14 protein-coding genes and 1 tRNA gene are annotated in these 19,671 nt (G+C 69.7%); 9 read left to right on the top strand and 6 right to left on the bottom strand.

Annotation, left to right across the window (positions count from 1 at the left end):
• Nucleotides 1-225: 225 nt before the first annotated feature.
• Both AC16DP_RS05015 and AC16DP_RS05010 read right to left on the bottom strand, forming a co-directional pair.
• A complete protein-coding gene (locus tag AC16DP_RS05015) occupies nucleotides 226-579 on the bottom strand; it encodes a hypothetical protein (protein WP_329735061.1) in 354 nt (117 codons plus the stop codon).
• A gap of 838 nt (nucleotides 580-1,417) precedes the next feature.
• Nucleotides 1,418-2,587 (bottom strand): site-specific integrase, encoded by a 1,170-nt coding sequence (locus tag AC16DP_RS05010; RefSeq protein WP_329735060.1) that lies wholly within the window; start codon nucleotides 2,585-2,587, stop codon nucleotides 1,418-1,420.
• Nucleotides 2,588-2,666: 79 nt separating this feature from the next.
• Here AC16DP_RS05010 and AC16DP_RS05005 point away from each other — a divergent pair.
• From AC16DP_RS05005 to AC16DP_RS04995, 3 genes are all read left to right on the top strand, one after another.
• A tRNA-OTHER gene (locus AC16DP_RS05005) sits at nucleotides 2,667-2,755 on the top strand.
• A 145-nt stretch (nucleotides 2,756-2,900) separates the two neighbouring features.
• On the top strand, nucleotides 2,901-3,089 hold the full coding sequence (locus tag AC16DP_RS05000) for a hypothetical protein (protein ID WP_329735059.1): 189 nt from the start codon (nucleotides 2,901-2,903) through the stop codon (nucleotides 3,087-3,089).
• The gene (locus AC16DP_RS04995; RefSeq protein ID WP_329735058.1) at nucleotides 3,070-4,980 is read left to right on the top strand and encodes a tetratricopeptide repeat protein; all 1,911 of its coding nucleotides are present in this window, start codon (nucleotides 3,070-3,072) and stop codon (nucleotides 4,978-4,980) included. Before AC16DP_RS05000 ends, AC16DP_RS04995 begins: the two co-directional genes overlap by 20 nt.
• A gap of 15 nt (nucleotides 4,981-4,995) precedes the next feature.
• On the opposite strand, the gene AC16DP_RS04990 is transcribed toward AC16DP_RS04995, so the two are convergent.
• Nucleotides 4,996-6,570: a golvesin C-terminal-like domain-containing protein gene (locus tag AC16DP_RS04990; RefSeq protein WP_329735057.1), complete on the bottom strand. Its 1,575-nt coding sequence runs from the start codon at nucleotides 6,568-6,570 to the stop codon at nucleotides 4,996-4,998.
• Nucleotides 6,571-6,599: 29 nt separating this feature from the next.
• Complete coding sequence (locus tag AC16DP_RS04985; protein ID WP_329735056.1) at nucleotides 6,600-7,589, bottom strand: C39 family peptidase; 990 nt, start codon at nucleotides 7,587-7,589, stop codon at nucleotides 6,600-6,602.
• Nucleotides 7,590-7,973: 384 nt separating this feature from the next.
• On the opposite strand from AC16DP_RS04985, the gene AC16DP_RS04980 reads away from it, so the two are divergent.
• A complete protein-coding gene (locus AC16DP_RS04980; protein ID WP_329735055.1) occupies nucleotides 7,974-9,413 on the top strand; it encodes a golvesin C-terminal-like domain-containing protein in 1,440 nt (479 codons plus the stop codon).
• Between the two features lie 96 nt (nucleotides 9,414-9,509).
• Here AC16DP_RS04980 and AC16DP_RS04975 read toward each other — a convergent pair whose 3' ends face one another.
• Both AC16DP_RS04975 and AC16DP_RS04970 read right to left on the bottom strand, forming a co-directional pair.
• A complete protein-coding gene (locus AC16DP_RS04975) occupies nucleotides 9,510-9,671 on the bottom strand; it encodes a hypothetical protein (protein WP_329735054.1) in 162 nt (53 codons plus the stop codon).
• Nucleotides 9,672-9,678: 7 nt separating this feature from the next.
• Nucleotides 9,679-10,506 (bottom strand): Uma2 family endonuclease, encoded by an 828-nt coding sequence (locus AC16DP_RS04970; RefSeq protein WP_414640821.1) that lies wholly within the window; start codon nucleotides 10,504-10,506, stop codon nucleotides 9,679-9,681.
• Between the two features lie 429 nt (nucleotides 10,507-10,935).
• On the opposite strand from AC16DP_RS04970, the gene AC16DP_RS04965 reads away from it, so the two are divergent.
• The 5 genes from AC16DP_RS04965 to AC16DP_RS04945 form a co-directional block, all read left to right on the top strand.
• Nucleotides 10,936-11,463 (top strand): hypothetical protein, encoded by a 528-nt coding sequence (locus tag AC16DP_RS04965; protein ID WP_483956640.1) that lies wholly within the window; start codon nucleotides 10,936-10,938, stop codon nucleotides 11,461-11,463.
• Nucleotides 11,460-13,139 (top strand): Hsp70 family protein, encoded by a 1,680-nt coding sequence (locus tag AC16DP_RS04960; protein ID WP_329735051.1) that lies wholly within the window; start codon nucleotides 11,460-11,462, stop codon nucleotides 13,137-13,139. Before AC16DP_RS04965 ends, AC16DP_RS04960 begins: the two co-directional genes overlap by 4 nt.
• A gap of 3 nt (nucleotides 13,140-13,142) precedes the next feature.
• The gene (locus AC16DP_RS04955; RefSeq protein ID WP_329735050.1) at nucleotides 13,143-15,140 is read left to right on the top strand and encodes a DUF6109 family natural product biosynthesis protein; all 1,998 of its coding nucleotides are present in this window, start codon (nucleotides 13,143-13,145) and stop codon (nucleotides 15,138-15,140) included.
• A gap of 1 nt (nucleotide 15,141) precedes the next feature.
• Entirely contained in the window at nucleotides 15,142-15,507 is a 366-nt protein-coding gene (locus tag AC16DP_RS04950; protein WP_329735049.1) for a J domain-containing protein, read from the top strand.
• A gap of 175 nt (nucleotides 15,508-15,682) precedes the next feature.
• On the top strand, nucleotides 15,683-19,671 hold a 3,989-nt coding region (locus AC16DP_RS04945), incomplete at its 3' end, for a condensation domain-containing protein (protein ID WP_483956639.1).

The raw sequence follows: 19,671 nt of genomic DNA, 5'->3' as shown, positions 1-19,671 counted from the left end.
CTCGCACCACCTGCGCTGCTACCTCGGGTGTCCACCTCGGTCGCCGCGCTGCCTCCAACCACGCCGGCTCCCCCTTCGTCGTCGCTGTGTTCGTCGTCATCGCGCCGCTCACTCTGCGGCTCCTCGAACTCCAGCTCTACCTGGGCCGGATCGGAGGCTTACGTTCCACATGGCCGGAATGGGCGTTCCACTTGCTCCGGAATCAGTGTTCCACTTGCTCCGGAATCAGTGTTCCACTTGCCTCGGAATCGGTGTTCCACATGGTCCGGTGCACGCAGCCCACCGCCCCAACGAGCGCCAGCGGCCCGGCTCGGCCCCGGTGTGCTTCCAGTCATTCACCAGGCCGCGCACCTGCTCCACGCCCAGGCCGCACAGCCCATAGAGCGCCAGTGCCAGCGCGATGGCCGCCCCCGAGAAGTGCTTGCGCGCCACCGCGGAGGCCGGCAGCACCGTCCATACCGCCCCGCAGCCCTGGCACTGGTAGCGCCGGCACGCCAGCACCTGCGTGCGGGCCGGCTGCCCCGGCCCGGGCGGCCCCCGCTGCTGGCGCTGCACCAGTCCGTGCCCGTGGATGCGCACTCGCCAGCCCTCGTACGCCGGCTGTCCACACCTCCCACACCTGCGCGGCCGGGCCTCCTCCACCGAGGGCGGCCAGGACTTGACCTCACCTCGGAAACGAACGATTCCTTCCTCGCTCCGTGCTCCTTCTCCCAAGTCGTGGTGCGGAGCCCGGCCCGTGACGTGTGCAAGACGTCACGGGCCACTTCTTCCCCTGCGCTCTCAGCTCTCCGGTGGCCCCATGCCCTGGAGCTCCGCCCTCCTGGCGACGTGCTCTACGCGTGCTGGCGCGGCCTGACACGGACCCGCGGGGGCGGGCCTCCACGGAGGACCCTCCCCCTCCTTCCCTCTTCGCCAGGCTTGCTGATGGAATCCTGGCCACGGCCATGGGCCTCTCCATCATTCTGCGCGCTCACACAGGCCCACTTCTCCCTCATCCAGCGTGCTCGGTAACAGCTGAGCACCCATCTCGCAACCTTGGAGCTACAGACCGGGGGACCTGAGCCAAGCGCGGTCAGCGCGGAAAAGGCCCAGTTCCTCCTGGGGTGCGGCCGTACAAAGGTCTTCGACTTGCTGAAGTCGGGGGAACTCCAACGCACTGAACGGCGGTACGGGAGCCAAACGATGATCACCGTGGACAGCATCGAGCGCGCCCAGCAGCAGCGGCAACCGAAGAAGCGGCGTGCGTCGAAGCATGGCCCGCGGCGAACGAGCGCGAATCTTCGTAGGTCGATCCGCACGTTGCCTCTGTCGGGGGACCCGGACGAACCGGACAACGATTCCAAGTAGGCTTGAGCGTCGGCCGCCAGACGTTCATGCCGACGGAGGCCGCGAGCCACACCGCGGCCTCACGCTCGGCCTACATCTCACTCGCGGAGGCCAGCCTCGGCTGCATCACCACAGGATCCTGTGGATGATGCAGCTTGAGGGGGACGGTGATCATCGGGGGAATCTCGGTCCCGTCGTAGAACTTCTTGGTCGTCCGAGTGGACTGATCACCAAGAACGGAGGCGACAACATCCAGAGGTACACCACCCCGAGTCGCCCTTACTACCTGGCCCTCGTTCGTGGCCCAGGTCGTGAAGCTGTGACGCAGTTCGCTGGGATGGATGGGCGGCTGCCCGATGCGCACCGACGCATACCCGATGGACTCCCGGACAGTGTTCCTGATTGGCGCCCTGCCCCGAGCCTGGAGCCGCTGCGCGGCGGCGAGGGCTTGGGAATCCAGACTGAGGATGTGAACACGACCGTTCTTGTGCAGAAACCGCGCAGTACCGGCGATACCCGAGGGATCGTTGACGACGCGCAACTCGCCCTTGCCAGCTGCAAGGCGGGCGATCTCCGAGTCGTGCATGCCGGTCTTGGCCCGCAGACACAGCACGTCCCTCACCGTCTGGGAGCCGATGGCCGCATAGAGCTTCTCCACCTGGGCCATCGAATACCCCTTGGCACGCCGCCCCTTCTCCGCGACCGCGGGCGGCACCTTGAGGGACAACGTGGGGTCTTCAGCAGCCTTGAGGCGATCCTCTTCTCGCAGCCACGAGAAGAAGCTCTTGAGCGTGATGATCCGCATCTTTCTGGCCGTGGGCCATTGATTCAGGGCCCGGCGCAACTCGAGGAGGCTGACGGTCCTCAAGTCCCTTCCGCCCAAAACCTCGGCCCACTGCGACAGGTAGGTTCGCGCGTCCCGCCGGTAGCCCTCCGTCCGCCCTCGCTGGGTCAAATGCCGGAGGAATTCCCGCACGGAGTCGGCGTCGAGCCGAGGCCCCACATCCTCCGACAGTGGAGCCTCCCCTGCGGCGGTGAGTGCCGGGGCGACCTCCGCTTTATCGGCCTTCACCCTGGCCAGGTAGGCGTTCCGGTCGCGCCGGAACAGGGCCAGCTCGGCCAGCGCGTCCTCCTCGTTGGAGACCGCCAAGGAGACCGAGAACCGGGCCCCGGCGACCATCTTCTCGAGGAGCCACACCTTCCGACCATCGACGAGCTTGACCCGCCCGCCCTTCCACTTCCCCACGAACTTCTGCGGCATGCTGCACCCATCGGATTCGGGATTACGTCCCTATTACGTCCCTGGGATACAACTGAGTGGAACCAGATGCAATCTCTGAGGGAGAACCACACTGACCACACCGGTCTTCAAAACCGGTGGGGGGCATGGAGACATGTCCCCGGGAGGTTCGATTCCTCTGTCCTACCGCCCTTCCCTACTCAGTGGCTCGCCCCGCTCCGGGCGTTGTCGGCACCCATGGGGACTCCTTCGAGTTGGTGACCCCTCCGCCGTCATCAACGAGCCCCCCCTTCGGCTACCTGACGAAGGACGGGACACGGCGCGGCTGCTGGACATGCTGGAGTCCGCGGCGCGCCTGCACCGGATGACGCTCTACGACAAGAAGCTGGTGGACGGGCTGCTGCGCGCGCGCCGCGAGGAGGGGTGGGTTTCACCCGGCCACCGTGGGGGCGGAGGCTGGACGGCCCCCCCGGAGTGGCTCCTACATGGGAGGAGGGGCTTCAATGGCCGCCGCACGAGGTGAGGACGGCATGGAGACACGGCAGAGTCCTGGAGTGGAGGCCCCACGCCCGGCGGGCGGACGGAAGCAGTGGTGGGCCCTGGGCGGGGTGGCGCTCCTGGTGCTGGCGGGCGGCATGGGGGTATGGCTGGCGCATGGGCCCCAGCGCTCGTGCGAGGGCGCGGAGCGCGCGTGGGAGGGCGTCTGGGACGGGCCGCGCCAGGAGGCCATCCACCGGGCCTTCCTGGCCACGCGCAAGCCGTACGCGGAGGCGACGTGGCGCGGGGTGCACGCGGGGGTGGAGCGCTACACGCACGCCTGGACGGAGATGCACCGGGAGACGTGCGAGGCCACGCGGGTGCGAGGTGAGCAGTCCGAGCAGGTGATGGCGCTGCGGATGAAGTGCCTGGAGCGGCGGCGCGTGGAGGTGAAGGCGCTGGCCGAGGTGCTGACCCAGGTGGATGGGCAGGGGCTGGCCCAGGTGAGCCAGGTGATGGAGCGGATCATCCCCCTGGCCTCGTGCGCGGACGGGCCCCACCTGGCGGCGCTGGAGCGGTTGCCGGAGGATCCGACGGTGCAGGCGAAGCTGGAGGAGCTGCAGGGGCGGCTGGCCCAGGTGCGCGCCCTCTTCGTGGCGGGCCACACCGCGCGGGGGCTGGAGCAGGCGCGGGCCCTGGCGGAGGCCGCCGAGGCCACCGGCTTCCGGCCGTTGATGGCCGAGGCCTGGCTGGCGCTGGCGCGGCTGCAGTACTCGGCGTCGGACGTGCCGGGGGCGGTGGAGAGCGCCCATCGCTCGGCCCGGGCCTTCCTGGCCAGCGGGCAGACGGTGGGCATGGTGCACGCGTGGTTCGAGCTCGTCACCGCCCTGCAACTCCAGGGGCACCAGGCGGCGGCGGAGCAGGAGCGGTGGTTGCAGTACCTGGACGACGCCATCCTCGCGGCGGGCAACCCGCCGGGACTGCGCGCGGAGTACGAGTGGCGGCTGGCCCACATCCGCACGCTGCAGGGCGGGTACGCGGAGGGGCTGGCGCACGCGAGGAAGGCAGTGGCGCTGCTGGAGGGCCAGGGGGGGCCGGAGAGCGTGGCGCTGTCCAGCGCGCTCATCGAGCAGGTCCGGGCGGCGGCGCTGGTGGGGCAGTACGAGGAGGCGATGGCGGCGGGGCAGCGGGCGCTGGCCTTCTGGAAGAAGACGGTGGGGCTGGAGCACCCCTCGACGATGCGGGTGCTCAACCTCATTGGCGTCCTCCAGGCGATGACGTGGCACCTGGCGGACAGCTCGGCCACGTACGAGCAGATGCTGGCCATCATGCGGCGCATGCCGGACACGGATCACATCGAGCTGGTGGCCGCGCTCAACAACCTGGCCGTCATCTACGTCGAGCAGGGGCGGCATGCCGAGGGCGAGCCGCTGCTGGAGCAGGCGTTGGCCATTCTCGACGAGAACCAGACGCGCGGGAGCCTGCACGGCGTCATCTGCCTGCAGAGCCTGGCGGAGTCGAAGTACCTCCGGGGAGACCATGCCGGGGCGCTGAAGCTGGCGCGCGAGTCCCAGGCGCTGGCGGAGAAGGGAGTCTCCCCCCAGCATCTGATCCGGGCCATCGTGCTGACGACGCTGGGGGACGCGGAGCTGGAGGCGGGCAGCGCCGCGCGGGCCCAGGAGGTGCTCGAGCAGGCGGTGCGGCAGTTGGAGCCACTGCCCACCCACCCCAAGGAGAAGGGGCACGCGCGCTTCGCGCTGGCACGGGCGCTCGAGGCCCGGGGGGTGGACCGTCCGCGCATGCTGACGCTGCTCGCGCAGGCGCGGAAGGATCTGGAGGAGGCGGGGGCGCCCGCGGGCCGGCTGCGGGCCTCGTGGGCGGAGTGGGTGAAGGCCCGCCGGTTGGAGACGTCACCGGAGCTGCAGGCGCCCCGGTGACGGCTCGGTGCCGCACTACCGCACCTGGATGGCGTCGGCGACGACGTAGAAGCCCGACGTGGTCCAGCGGCTCAGCTGCACCTTGTTCCAGCCGGCCGGGAAGCTCCAGGTGCCCAGCGTGTTCCACTGGCCGCCGTTGACCTGCTGGTTCACGCTCACCGTGCCCAGGTTGTTGCCGTTGGCGTCGATGATGACGAAGGGCGCGGTGGTGGAGCGGTTGGAGGCCGACACCCACCAGGCGTCGATCGTCCGGGTGCCCGCCGCCGGCATGTAGAAGCTGAAGATGAACGGGTCGGAGATCGCGGCCGTGGTGGCCGTGTAGTAGTTGTTGCCGTAGTAGCCAGCGTTGGCGCCGACAGCCCAGTTGGCCGACATCTGCACGGAGGCCTTGGTGCTGTCGTTGTTGGCGTTGTTGCTGTCCACCACGAGGCCGACGGTGGAGACGGCGCCACAGTAGCTGTTGATCTTGCTCAGGTACGTGCTCCACGGCCAGTTGGGGCCGGGATCCGTGCGGGTGGCCGGCTGCAGGCGCCCGTGCGAGACGATGTGGTAGCTGTCGCGGGTGATGTTGCGATCACGGGCGATGTCGCACGAGAGCTTCGCCGAGGCGTCGATCTGCCCCGTGGGGAAGGACGTCTGGCTGGCGTAGCCGCCGTGCTCGATGCCCACGGTGAAGTGGTTGACGGACACGCCGTTGAGGTTGCACTTCACCGAGCCGTTGAGGCCGCAGTCATAGGACGCCGCCACGTGCCAGGCGCGGTCCGCCTCGCGCACGAGCTGGGAGATCTCCGTGCCCGACTCGTTCACCACGTAGTGGGCGCTGGCCTGGGCGGCCGAGTTGGTCAGCCAGCTCCAGCACCCGGAGTAGCCACCCTCGCAGGTGTGGATGACGATCATCTGCGGCGAGTAGCCCGCGCGCGAGTTGTAGTTGGGCGAGGCCCGCCAGATGGAGGACGCGTAGTCCGGGCCCGCCGCCATCGCCCGCACCGAGGGCATGTCATACCGGGCCTGGGCCTGGGTGGGCAGCAGCGACACCCGCACCTGCTCTCCGGGCCCGTAGGCCACGGCGCCCTTGCGCAGCACGTCATACACCTCCGAGTGGATGTACTGGGCGCGCGCCTCCGCGTGCTCGATTCCACTGAAGCGGGCCACGGCCGGGGCCCACGCGCCCACGTCCGTCCGGTCCACGCCCAGCTCGTCCGCGTGCGAGCGCAGCAGGGCCGCTCCCGCCCGCAGGTGCGCCAGCGGCTGGGTGCGCGCCTCCTCCACCGTCACCCCCGCCAGCTCCGCCGCCCGCTCCAGCGCCGCACCGCGCAGCGCCAGCAGGCCGTACGCGGCGGGCCGCCCCTCGAACTCCTCCCCGCCCTTCACCATCTCCCAGCGCGTCTCCGTGTAGGAGATGGCCTTGAGCAGCTCCGCGGGCACGCCGAACTCCGCCGCCGCCTGCTCGAACAGCCCGTTCAGGGGCTGCTGCTCCCGCGCCTCCGTGGGGGCCTGGCCCGGCTGCTGCACGGCCTCGGAGCCCGGCGCGCCACAGGCGGACAGGGCGAGCGCGGCCAGGGCCGCGGACATCGTCTGATATGAACGCATGACTTGGATCTCTTCCTTTGACAGGGGGATTACAGGGAGAACGACGAGGTGTCCGCGGTGGACAGCCAGTAGTTGCCGTCCGGACCGGCCGCCGAGCGGACCGAGCTGTACGAGTAGGTCACGCCGCGGCCATTGGTGGAGGTGCGGTTCGGATAGCCACAGGCGTAGCAGCCGGCCCACAGGCCCGAGGGATCATTCACCACCCAGCCCGTGCTGTTGTAGCCGATGACCACCAGGATGTGGCCCGCGCTGGTGAAGTAGCCGTGGATGACCACGGGACGGCCGGCGTCGATCTGCCGTTTGATCATCGCCTCGGTGCCGGAGTAGGTGTACTGCGAGGCCAGACCGTACTGGGTGTAGATGGAGGCGAGCCCCGAGGGAGACTGGCCCTGGGCCTTGCCGAAGCGCGTGTAGAGCCCGTCCGGGGTGACGCCCTTGTTGTAGTAGTTGAGCAGCATGGAGCCCGAGGTGATGCCGCAGGTGGCCGAGGGCTCGTAGGTGTTGAAGTACTGGTAGAAGTAGGGGACCGTCAGCGGGTTGGCCGTCGCCACGACGGGCAGCAGTCCCTTGGCGATGCGCATGCTCTCACAGGCCAGGCCTCCGCCCGCGCTCTTGCAGGCGTTCACCTGGCTCACGGAGAAGGGACCGAAGGCATTGGTGCCCTCCACGCAGGCGTCGATGGAGGTGTCCAGCGTCGAGCCCGGCATGCAGCTCCCGGTGCCGCGGATGGAGCGGGCGAAGCTGACCGCCCAGCGGCTGGCGGTACAGCCCGAGCCACCCCCATTGGCCTGACAGGTGCTCACCATGCTCTGCGTGAACGGGCCCACCGCCTCGGTGGACGACACGCACAGCCGGTAGGTCGCGTCGAACGAGAAGCCCGCCGGGCAGAACACGTTGGTGCTGGTGGGCAGCGTCTGCGCCTCCACTCCGACCTCGCCGGCCGCCTGCGCCAGGGGCTCCGGACCACATGCGGACAGCACGGCCAGCGCTCCGGCCAGGGCGGCAATCATCGCTCTCATGTTCGTTTTCCCTCCGGGGCGCGGCTTGGACACCTGCGCCCATGTCGACTCGGTGAGTCCATGCTCCTCATGCCAGCAATTCCCCTGCAAGTCTTCTTTTATTTTGGTTTCCGCGATGACTGCTTTGGGTGAGTCATTGCGATTCAGCATGAGAGGAATTGTGAATGGCGCGGCGTCAGCCCACCGTCAGCACATCGTCATCCCCCGTCATTCCTGCGTCAGGAAGCGGATCGCGAACCGCGGCGGAAGGTGCGTGCCAGGAAAAGACATATTTTCGAGAGACAAAGGGCGCTCGGCCGCTATCCTGGAAATCAGCGGATGTTGAGTGTTCAGCGTCCTGAATCCATTTCCCCCATGAAGACGAGCTGTCCAAGGAGCCGAGCCATGCACTCGAAGGTGCGGTCGACGTTCATGACGATGATGTTGGGAGTCTCGCTGGCGGGAGGCACCGCGCTGGCGGAGGCCCCCCGGGAGCCCGCCACGGAGTCTCTCCCTGCTTCCACGGGGGCGCTGGAGTGGACGGAGGCGCTCGGCACCGGAGAGGGCACGGGCGAGCTGGTGCGCACCCGGGAGGGGCTGGTGTACGAGCCCTACAACGTGATGCGCCGGCGCGAGGGGCTGCGCACCCTGACGGGGCTCTACACGTTCCCGGCCCGCCGGCTGGAGCGGCCCGTGGACACGGTGCGGCCGCTGATCCAGGCGCGGCGCGCCTTCGGGACGAGCGTCGAGGTGGATGTCCGGGTGCGCTCGGCCAACGGCGGCTGGAGCGAGTGGAGCATCTCCAGCGCGGGGGAGTCCGTGCGCCTGCCCTGGGCCGGCACGGAGGTGCAGGTGCGGCTCGCGCTGGTGGCGGATGAGCACGGCCGGGGTCCCGTGGTGCAGGAGGTGAAGCTGGAGGGCTCGCTGGAGGGCGGCACCTCCCAGCAGCTCACGACGCTGACCACTCCGTTGACGTACCGCATCTATGGCACGCGCGAGGGCCTGGTGGGCGGCACCACGGCCAACGGCCACGTCATCAAGAGCTATGACCGCTTCGTGGCCCTGCCCTCGCGCCGGGCGCTCGCGTCCAACGGTGGCAACGAATACCAGGTGAGGTTGTGCTCCACGCGGACGTCCAAGTGCGCCACCACCTCGGTGTGGGACGTGGGCCCGTGGAACACGAAGGATGACTACTGGAATCCCTCCAGCATGCGCGAGATGTGGAAGGATCTGCCCCAGGGCAAGCCCGAGGCGCAGGCCGCGTACCAGGACGGCTACAACGGCGGGTTGGATCAGTTCGGGCGCCGGGTGGCCAACCCCGCGGGCATCGACATCGCCGACGGCACGTTCTGGACGGACCTGGGGCTGACCGACAACGACTGGATGACCGTGACGTACCTGTGGACCAGCGGCGGCACCCCGGCCACGGGCCTCGTCATCGACAGCAACAACGCCAACAACGACAGCACCAAGGCCTCCGTCCAGATGTCGGCCAACTGGGCTGTCGGCGCCAACGCCGGCTACTACGGCAACAACTACTACACGGCCACCACGGCCGCGATCTCCGACCCGTTCATCTTCAGCTTCTACATGCCGGCGGCGGGCACCCGGACGATCGACGCCTGGTGGGTGGCGGCCTCCAACCGCTCGACCACCGCCCCCTTCGTCATCATCGACGCCAACGGCAACAACCTGGGCACGGTGAGCGTGAACCAGCAGCTCAACGGCAGCAAGTGGAACACCCTGGGCACCTGGAGCTTCCCGGCCGGCTGGAACAAGGTGCAGCTGAGCCGCTGGACCACCTCGGGCTTCTACGTCGTCGCCGACGCCATCCAGGTGCGGTAGTGCGGCACCGGGCCGCCCCACTCCTCCCGGGGCGGTGAAGCAAGATGAAGAGGAATGGAGACCCCCGGTACCGCCAGGGGTCTCCGCCTCGGGGGCTCAGCAGGTCTGCCCGCGGGGGCAGGAGGTGAGCAGGGCCGCGTCCGTGCACGGCGCGCCACCCACCGTGCTGGACGTCGTCGGGATGTTGCCCCAGTCATGGGCCCGCTTGCTCGGCGCGTAGGACAGCGCCAGGGTGGCGTTGGCGGACGAGGCGGCCACCACCCCGTCAGCGCTTCGGGGCCAAGGCTCCTCCTCGGAGCCGCTCCAGCTCGGCCTGCAGCTCCGTCAGGCGCCGCTCCGCCTCCTCGCGCCGCCGGGCCTCCTCCGCCAGGCGCCGCTCCGCCTCCTCGCGCCGCCGGGCCTCCTCCTGCGCGCGTTGCCGCACCTGCTCCAGCGTCTCCTTCATCCGCACCAGCAGCTCGTGTGACTCCAGCAGCAGCGCGTTGCCTGCCCACAGCTGCAGCTTCCCCTCCGACACCTCCAACTCCAGCCCCAGCACCTCCGAGCGGTAGCGGCCCTCCTCCGGTGCGATGGGCTCGTACTGCCTCGCCTCGGGCGCGGGCAGCCGGTACGCCCACAGCCGCTCCCGCGCCCGGTCGTAGATGAAGTACTCGGAAATCCCCAGCCGCGCGTAGCGCTCCACGTTGTACTCGGCGTCCTTCTTGCGATCGCCGCCCACGTGGACCTCCATCACCCACTCCAGCCCCCTGCCCTCCTGACTCACCACCCACTTGTCCCGCTCGTGCGTCTCCACGTCCCGCACCGCCAGCAGGTCCGGCGCGAAGCGCCTCTCCCCCGGGTAGTACACCGGTAGCTCCGTTCCCAGGTACACCTGCCGTCTCTGCCGCGAGAAGAAGCCCTGGAGCACATCCAGCGTCTGTATCTTCGCCCGCGAGTGCCTGTCCCCCTCCGGCATGGCCATCTCGTCCCACGTCACTTCCCCGGGAAGTGACTCCACCACCCGCGCCCGCTCCTCCATGCTCATCCGCTCCCACTCTTCCCGCGTGGGCGCCCGGGGGAAGGCGTCCCCACGCTCTTGTGCGCGCTGTGCCATGCCCGAAAGCCTGGGGTGGGCCGCCGCGCGCGTCAATCGCCCCCGCCGCGCGCACTGAGCAAGTGTCGGGCCGAGCAAGCTCCGCCCCTCTCTCCTGGGGAAGGAGCACCCGGGAGTGTTTCCGCCCTCGTCCGGGCGTCTCCCCACGTGGACGCCTTCTGGCTGGCTCCGAGCCCGCCGGGCTCGATGTTCCGTTGGCGCAGGGACGGTTCGATGGAAGTGGAGACGAAGGACTGGACATGACGGGCGAGGTCATGTCATGAGTCCCACGAGAGAAGTAGGACCCGGGAATGCCCATATCGAGAGCGCAATGGGAGACACATCCGCGCGGTGTCTCCGATTGTGTTTTGCATGGAGCGCCAGTCGGAAACGACTGGTGTTGATTCGATGTTCACCTGGTTGAGACGCCTGTTCATCGGACGTTCAGGGGTGCCCAGGCTCCCCGACGCCACACCCCCCGCCGAGTCGCCTCCCGTCTGGGGCACCCAGCTCCTGGATGCCGTCCAGAAGTCCTCCCGGGCCCAGGCCCGTCTGGCCCTCCATGTCGAGGATGTGGAGCGCAAGCTGGAAGGGGGACTCGCGGAGCTGAGGGGCTCGCTCTCATCTCTGCGCGGCGTGACATCGGCTCACTCCCCAGGGAGCGAGCCCCCCTGGGACGAGCTCCTCGATGCCCTGGATCTGCTCGAAGAGGCCTCCCGCGTCGCGGCGGATGCGGCGCTCGCATCGGGACTGCTGGGTGTGGCGGCCCGGCTCGAGCGCTTCCTGACGTCTTCCGGGATCAGACGCCTGGCGACCATCGGCCACATTCCCGACGGGCGCCTGTTCCGGATTGTAGGCACCCAGCCCCACCCCAGCTTCGCCGAGGGCGCCATTGCCCGCGTGGTTCGCGCCGCCGCCCTGCGAGGCGAGCACCTCGTCCGCGAGGGCGAAGCCATCATCGTGAGGAATACCCCTTGAGCCATGTCTTTGGAATCGATCTGGGAACGACCAACTCCGTCATCGCCCACCTGGTGGAGGGCCGCCCGGTGGCCGTGCCCGTGGAAGGCAGCCGCATCGTCCCCTCGGTGGTCCTCTACGAGGACACTCGTGTCGTCGTGGGGCGAGAGGCGCGCAACCTCGAGATGCTGAAGCCCGAGCGGTGCATCCACTCGGTCAAGCGCAAGATGGGAACGCTCCACCGCTACGCCATCGCCGGGCGCGAGGTGTCTCCCGAGGAGGTCTCCGCCGAAATCCTGTCCGCGCTCAAGCGGGGAGCCGAGAAGGCCACCGGCGTCCCCGTCCAGGACGTGGTCATCACCGTGCCGGCCTACTTCGATGACGCCCAGCGCCGCGCGACCCTCGAGGCCGGCCAGCGCGCGGGGCTGAACGTGTTGCGGCTGCTCAATGAGCCCACCAGCGCCTCGCTCCTGTATGAGCACGTGCTGCATCCCGAGACGCTCCGTGTGGCCGAGCCCGAAATCCTCCTCGTCTACGACCTGGGGGGCGGCACGTTCGACGTGTCGGTGCTCGAGGTGTTCCAGGGGGTGCGCGAGGTGCGCTCCACCGCGGGCAACACCCAGCTGGGTGGGGATGACTTCGACGACAAGCTCGTCCAGCTCTTCCTCGAGGAGCTCAAGAAGCAGGGCGTGGAGCCTCGCGAGGACGTGCGGGCCATGGCGCGCCTGCGCCAGCTGGCCGAGGAGACGAAGATCCGCCTGTCCTCGGACATCTCCGTGCACGTGAGGGAGGAGTTCCTCACCCAGGTTCGAGGCAGGCCCATCCACCTGGAGGTGGAGGTGCGGCGGCGCGTCTTCGAGGCGCTCATCGAGCCGCTGCTCGAGTCCACCGTGGCCCTGACGCGCCAGGCCCTGGCCGATGCCCGGCTCGAGGGACAGTCGCTGTCCAAGATATGCCTGGTGGGAGGCTCGACGCGGATTCCCCGGGTCCGCCAGCTGCTGGAGGAGGCCTTCGGCGTCGACATCCACGAGGAAGTGGATCCCGACCTGGCCGTGGGGCTGGGCGCGGCCATCCAGGCGGGCATGTTGTCCGGCGAGCCGGTGGGACGCATCCTCGTGGATGTGGCGTCGCACAGCCTGGGCATGCGCGTCATCGGAGAGGACGACTTCGGGAGCGCCTCACCGGACACGTTCGCGCCCATCCTCCGCCGCAACACGGTATTGCCGACGACGAAGGTGGAGGAGTTCTACACCCTGGTGCCCGAGCAGGAGCTCGTCGAGGTGGAGGTGTTTCAGGGCGAGTCGCACCGGGTCTCGGAGAACACGCGGGTGGGAGCCTTCGAGTTCCCGCTCGAGCCCCGGCCCGCGCACTCACCGGTGCGGGTGGAGTTCGCCTACGATCTCAACGGGGTGGTGAAGGTCTCCGTCAGCCAGCCCGGCACGACGAACGCCAAGACGGTGGCCCTCTCGGTGGCGGACGTGGGCAAGGCGGTTCCGGCCCTGCCGCCGGGGCAGAGCGCGGTGGAGCGCAAGGGGCACGCCCTGCTCGAGAAGCTGCCTCCCGAGCCCCGCGCCGAGTTGAAGCGGCTCCTCGACGAGTACGCACAGGCCCAGGGCGTGGCGCGCGAGCGGGCGGAGGAGGCACTCCTGGACTTCTTCCTCCATCTCGAACACGGCTCGGAACACCCGGAGCCCTGAGCCATGGTGAAGCACGACCGCACCGGGCGCCAGCACCGCCAGTGGTTGGAAGAGGCCCGCAAGTACCAGAAACGGGGAGATGTGGAGGGGATGCTGTCCGCGCTCCTGCGGCTGCCGCCGCCACTGCGGGAGGAGCTGCTGCCTGGCGCCGCGGACCTCTTCCGGCAGGCCGTCCGCGAGCAGCACCGCCGCGGCTCCTGGAGCACGCTCAGCACCCTGGCCGTGCGCGTGGACACCGAGCCCGGCCTGGTGGAGCGAAGCGCGGCTCCGGAGGAGGCCCTGGCCACGTACTGGCCACTGGTCTGGGCGGCGGGCCGCGCCCGCGATTGGGAGCGCGCGCGGCGGCTGTGGCAATCCCTCTCTGGCCCGGCGCGAGCGCATGCGCCCCTTCTGGCCGGGGCGATGGAGGGCTGGCTCTCCTCCGAGGGGAGCCCCGCTCCCGAGCTCATCGCCCCGGCGCTCGAGCGCCTGCCTCTCGTGGATGCGCGCCTGGGCATCGAGCCACCGAGCCAGCGCGTCTCCCTTCCGCCGCCCCGCTCGCTGGAGGAGGCGGAAGGGGCGTTGCTCGGTCTGTGCGCGCTCGAGCCCTTCCCCGTCTTCGCCAGCCGCGCCGAGGCGTGGGCCCGGGCAGCACCCACCGAGGTCGCTCGGGCGATATGGGAGCTGGCGGGACAGCTGGCGGCGCGAGAGCTGTGGCTCCGGGCGGCGGAGGGCAAGGGCCACGCCACGCTCTTGGAGCCCGCTTCGCTGTTGGCCCGGGCGGTACGTGAGGGAGGAGCTCCCGAGACCCTGTCCACTCCTGTGTTGCAGGCGCTGCGGGTGGTGGCCGCGGGGCTGGCGCGGACGGTCGTCTCGCGCCTCGAGGACGCCGAGCCCTTCTGCGCCCTGGCTCAGGCCGCGGCACTGCAACCGCCGGCCCAGCCCTGGGTGGTACAGGCCGTGGCCGGGCTCCGCTTCGAGGGAGCGGCGCTACCGCGGGCGCTGAGCCTCTACCAGGAATTGCTGGCCCGGAGCGCGAACGCGCCCCTCTGGGCACGGGCCTTCCTGGCCTGGTGCGAGCAGAACCCCGAGGCGCCCAACGCACCCGGGTGGCTCCAGGAGGGCCTGCGCCGGCTGATCGCCACGGAGTCCTCCGCCCTGTTGTCCTGGCTGCGTGGGGCCGTCTCCTCCGAGCGGATGGAGTTGATCGAGTGCGTGGCCTCCACCTGCGCACCGGACCTGGTGGAGTCATGGGTGGAGGCCTGCTGGGAGGGCGCGAACGAGGAGCTCCGGAGGGCGCTCAGCGAAGCCATCTCCCTGCTGCTGGGCCGCAGCCGCATGAAGCAGGGCGGACGGCAGTTGGAGCAACTGCTACGCGGCGTGCGGAACATCGAGGAGGCGGAGCGGATGTTGATGGAGGTGGAGGGGGCGATGGAGCAGGTCCACGCCTCGATGAAGCTGACCGGGGACGGCCTGCGCATCTGGCGCAGGTTCGCGCCCAGGGTGCTGACGTACAAAGTGGACTTCCTGGAGGAGGCGGTGCGCCATGCGTCCTCGGACGCCGAGGCCTGGGATGCCACCGTGCGATACCTGGAGGCCCATCCTGGGAACACGGGGCATATCGAGGCGCTCCGGACGATGGATGTATGCGGCCGGGAGGCTCTCGCCCGTCGCGTTCTGGATCGCTGGCTGGAGCGCAGCGCCGCCGATGTGCCAGCGCTCGCCGAGGCAGCGTTGGCCGCCGAGAGGATGAACACGCCTTGCCGTTACCTCCACCCGGTGCTGGGGGCCTTCATGCAGGCTCTGGCCGAGCAGTTGACCGCCCCGCAGATCCCGGTGGTGGAGCAGGCGCGGGCGTTGGCGAACAAGCATGGATTCCGGCTGCGCAAGCGCAGGGCTTCGCGGAAGAAGAAGTCCGAGAGCGCGCCGGCGAGCCGTGCGTCACGCTCGAAGAAGAAGCCCGCCGCGAAGGGCGCGGCGCCCCCGGCGGATTCTCCGGAGGATGGGGAGGAGCGCGGTTGATATGACACCCGAAGAGCCGTTCGCCGTATTGGGCCTGGCACCGACGATGGATCCAGCCGCCGTCAAGAGCGCGTACTTCGCCGCGCTGGCGCGGCACCCACCTCACCAGGATCAGGAGGGGTTCCAGCGGTTGCGCCGCGCCTACGAGGCGCTCACGCGACCGGGAGGCCTGGCGGTGGCGTACCTGACCAGCCCCGTGGACGTGCAGCAACTGGCCCGGGACGCGCGCGAGCGTTTCGATACACCACTCAAGAAGGCCGCCGTGGCGGCACTTGCCGCGCGAACGGGAGCGGAGACCGTGGTGCGGTGGGTGGAGCGGTGCTCCCGGATGAGCTGGGATGAGGTGCTCCGGGCTTTTGCCCACTGATGCGGGCATCCCGAACCCCAACGAAGCTCCTTCAGCGAGCGTGCTGTAGCAACGTGTAGAGGGGCCTCTGCCGCTGACTTCAGCACCCACAGCGGCCAGGCGGCCATGTCTTGTAGGGGGCATTCGGTTGCACCTACGCTCCGGGCGCTTCGCGCCCTACGGAGGTTGCACCCCGATGACGTTCCCCTCGCCTGTCTCCCGTGCTTCGACGCTGCTCGAGTTGCTCGAAGAGCGCGCCGCGCGACACGCAGAGAGACGCCTGTTCTCCTTCCTGGAGGACGCCGAAGGTGAATCGTCCGAGTTCAGCTACTCGGGGCTGCTGCAGCGCGCTCTCGCCCTTGGGGCCTTCCTTCAGCAGGAGGTGCCGGCGGGCGAGCGAGCGGTCCTCCTCTACCCACCGGGGCTCGACTACGTCACCGGCTTCTTCGGCTGTATGGCCGCTGGCGTCGTCGCCGTTCCCGCCTACCCGCCGGATCCGTCGCGCCTGGAGCGCACCCTTCCCCGCCTGCGCTCCCTCATCCACGACGCCCAGGCCTCCGTGGTGCTCGCCCCCTCCTTCATCACCTCCATGGCGGAGTTCCTCTTCGAGTCCGCCCCGGACCTGCGCTCCCTGCGCTGGGTGGCCACCGATGAGCTGCCCTCAGGCGCCGAGTCCCACTGGAAGCGCCCGGAGCTGCGCGGCGACTCGCTCGCCTTCCTCCAGTACACCTCCGGCTCCACGGGCACGCCCAAGGGCGTCATGCTCAGCCACGGCAACCTGCTGCACAACCTCCACCTCATCCACGGCGCCTTCCGCATGCACGAGGGCAGCGCCGGTGTCATCTGGCTGCCGCCCTACCATGACATGGGCCTCATCGGCGGCATCCTCGGCACCGTGTACGGAGGCTTCTCCACCTCCCTCATGTCGCCGCTGAGCTTCCTGCGCCGCCCTCTGCGCTGGCTGGAGGAAGTCTCCCGCACGCGCGGCACCATCAGCGGTGGGCCCAACTTCGCCTTCGACTTGTGCGTGCGCAAGTCCACCGAGGCCGAGCGCCAGGCGTTGGACCTCAGTCACTGGGAAGTCGCCTTCTGCGGTGCCGAGCCCATCCGCGCCGAGACGCTGGAGCGCTTCGCCCAGGCCTTCTCCGTCAGCGGCTTCCGCCGTGAGTCCTTCTACCCGTGCTACGGCCTGGCCGAGGGCACACTCATCGTCGCGGGTGGCCAGGTGGGCACCCTCCCCGAGCAGCAGGCCCTGGACGTGGAGCGGCTGCGCGAGGGTCGTGCCGTGGCCGTGGAGCCGCGGCAGGCACGCGGCCAGGTGCTGGTGGGCTGCGGGCGTGCGCTGGAGCAGGAAGTGCTCGTGGTGCACCCGGAGACGTTCGCCCGGTGCTCTCGGGGTGAAGTGGGTGAGGTGTGGGTGAAGGGGCCCAGCATCGCCCAGGGCTACTGGCGCCGCGCCGAGGACACCCAGCGCGACTTCCACGCCCACACCGCGGATGGCTCCGGGCCCTTCCTGCGCACCGGAGACCTGGGCTTCTTGCGTGAGGACGGCCAGCTCTTCGTCACCGGCCGTTTGAAGGACCTGCTCATCATCCGCGGGCGCAACCACCACCCCCAGGACGTGGAGTTGACGGCCGAGCGGGCCTCTTCCGCGCTGCGGCCCGGGTGCGGCGCCGCCTTCTCGGTGGAGGTGGAGGGCGAGGAGCAGTTGGTGCTGGTGTACGAGCGCGACACGCGCCGGCAGCCGGAGGAGCGCCTCGAAGAAGTAGTCCAGGCCCTGCGCCAGCGCATCGCCGAGCAGCATGAGTTGCGGCTGCACGCGCTCACCCTCATCGCCCCGGGCAGCCTGCCCAAGACGTCCAGCGGCAAGATTCAGCGTCGCGCGGCACGCGCGGCCTTCCTGGCCGGTGAGCTTCAGGAGGTGGCGGCCTGGCGCGAGCAGGGCTCCGAGGTGACGCAGGCTCCGCGCGCACAGTCCGTGCAGGCCACGCCCGAGGCGCCCGAGGCCCGGCCGGAGTCTCCGGAAGCACTGGAGGCCTGGCTGCGCACGCGCTTCGCCCGCCGGCTGCGCGTGGAGCCGGAGCAGTTGGACAGGGACGAGCCGCTCACCCGCTACGGCCTGGACTCCCTGGCCGCGGTGGAATTCAGCCATGAGGTGGAGAAGGGGCTGGGCCTCTCTCTTCCCATGGAGGTGGTGCTCAGCGGCCCGAGTCTCGCTCAGCTCGTGGAGCGCCTGTCCTCTCAAGCGCCTCGGGCCTCCAGCGCCGTGCTCCTGCCTCGGGACTCCGCTTCCGGCACGAGCGCGGAGGACGCGCTTCCTTCCTTCTCGCAGGCGCGGCTGTGGTTCCTGGAGCAGCTCGCCCAGGGCAAGGCCCATGAGCTCATTCCCGCCGCCGTGCGGCTGGAGGGGCCGCTGGACACGAGCGCCCTGGAGCGCGGTCTGGCCGAGGTGGTTCACCGCCACGAGTCCCTGCGCACCACCTTCCACTCCGAGGCAGGCGAGCCCCGGCGCGTTGTCCACGCAGAGCTCCCCACGGCGCTCCGGCACGTGGACCTGGCCGCACTGCCCGCGGAGCAGCGCGAGGCCGAGGTGCGGCGCCTGGCCCTCGAGGAGTCCCAGCGTCCCTTCGACCTCGTCCACGGCCCCCTGCTGCGCACCACCCTGCTGCGCCTCTCCGCCTCCGAGCACGTGCTCGTCCTGGTGATGCACCACATCATCTCGGATGGCAGCTCCATGGGCGTGCTGCTGCGGGAGATGGCCGCGCTCTATGAGGCCTTCTCGCAAGGCCGGCCCTCGTCCCTGCCCGCCCTGCCCGCCCTGCCCGTGCAATACGGCGACTACAGCCGCTGGCAGCGCCAGTGGCTCCAGGACGACGTCCTCCAGCAGGGGCTCGCCTTCTGGAAGCAGCAGCTCTCCGGCGCTCCCGCCAGCCTCGAGCTGCCCACGGACAAGCCCCGCCCCTCCGTGCGCACCCAACGCGGCGCCAGTCAGCCGGTACGTCTTTCCCGCGAGCGCTGGGAGGCCCTCAAGGCCCTGGCTCGCGCCGAGGGCTCCACGCCCTTCATGCTGCTGCAGGCCGCCTTCCAGGTGCTCCTCTCCCGCTACTCGGGCCAGGAGGACTTCTGCCTCGGCACTCCCGTCGCGGGCCGTCCCCGCCCGGAGTTGGACGGCCTCATCGGCTTCTTCGTCAACACCCTGGTGCTGCGCGCCCGCCTCGGCGGCAACCCCTCCTTCCGCCAGCTGCTGCGCCAGGTGCGCGAGACGACGCTCGCGGCCTACGCCCACCAGGACATGCCCTTCGAGCGCCTCGTCGAGGAGCTGCGTCCCTCGCGCGACTTGAGCCGCACGCCCCTCTTCCAGGTGATGCTCGCGCTCCAGCCTCACCCCCTGGACTCCGCCACCCTGCCGGGGCTGCGTCTGCACTCCCTGGAGCTGGAGAGCCATGTCGCACGCTTCGACCTCGAGCTCTCCCTCTTCGAGTCCTCCGAGGGCCTGAGCGGCACGCTCGGCTTCAGCACGGACCTCTTCGAGCCCTCCACCGCCTCTCGCATGGTGGGGCACCTGGACGTGTTGCTGCAGGCCATCGTCTCCCGGCCCGAGGCGCTCCTCTCCGAGCTCCCCCTGCTCACCGACTCCGAGCGCCAGCAGGTGCTCATCGACTTCAACGCCACCGCCTCTCCCTTCCCGGCCGACGCATGCATCCACCACCTCTTCGAGAGGCAGGTGGCCCTGCGTCCCGACTCCATCGCCGTCGAGTTCGGTGACGAGCGCCTCACCTACCGTGAGCTGGACGCGCGCTCCAATCAGCTCGCCCACCTCCTGCGCTCGCACGGCGTGGGGCCTGACTCCCTCGTCGCTCTGTGCCTCGAGCGCTCCGTGGAGCTCATTGTCTCCCTGTTGGGCATCCTCAAGGCCGGCGGCGCCTACCTCCCGCTCGATGCCTCCTACCCCGCCCAGCGCCTCGCCTTCATGTTGGAGGACGCACCGCCCCGGCTGCTTCTCACCTCGCGCGCCCTGCGCTCGCAGTTCCCCGTCTCCGACGCGTTGCAGTGTCTCCTCTGGGAGGAGCTGAGCCTCGAGGCTCTGCCCACGTCCGCGCCCGAGACGGGCGTCACCTCGCGCCACCTCGCCTACGTCGACTTCACCTCCGGCTCCACCGGCAGGCCCAAGGGCGTCGCCATCGA

Source organism: Archangium sp. (genome assembly GCF_057119385.1).
This window is presented reverse-complemented; position numbering and strand designations above follow the sequence as displayed.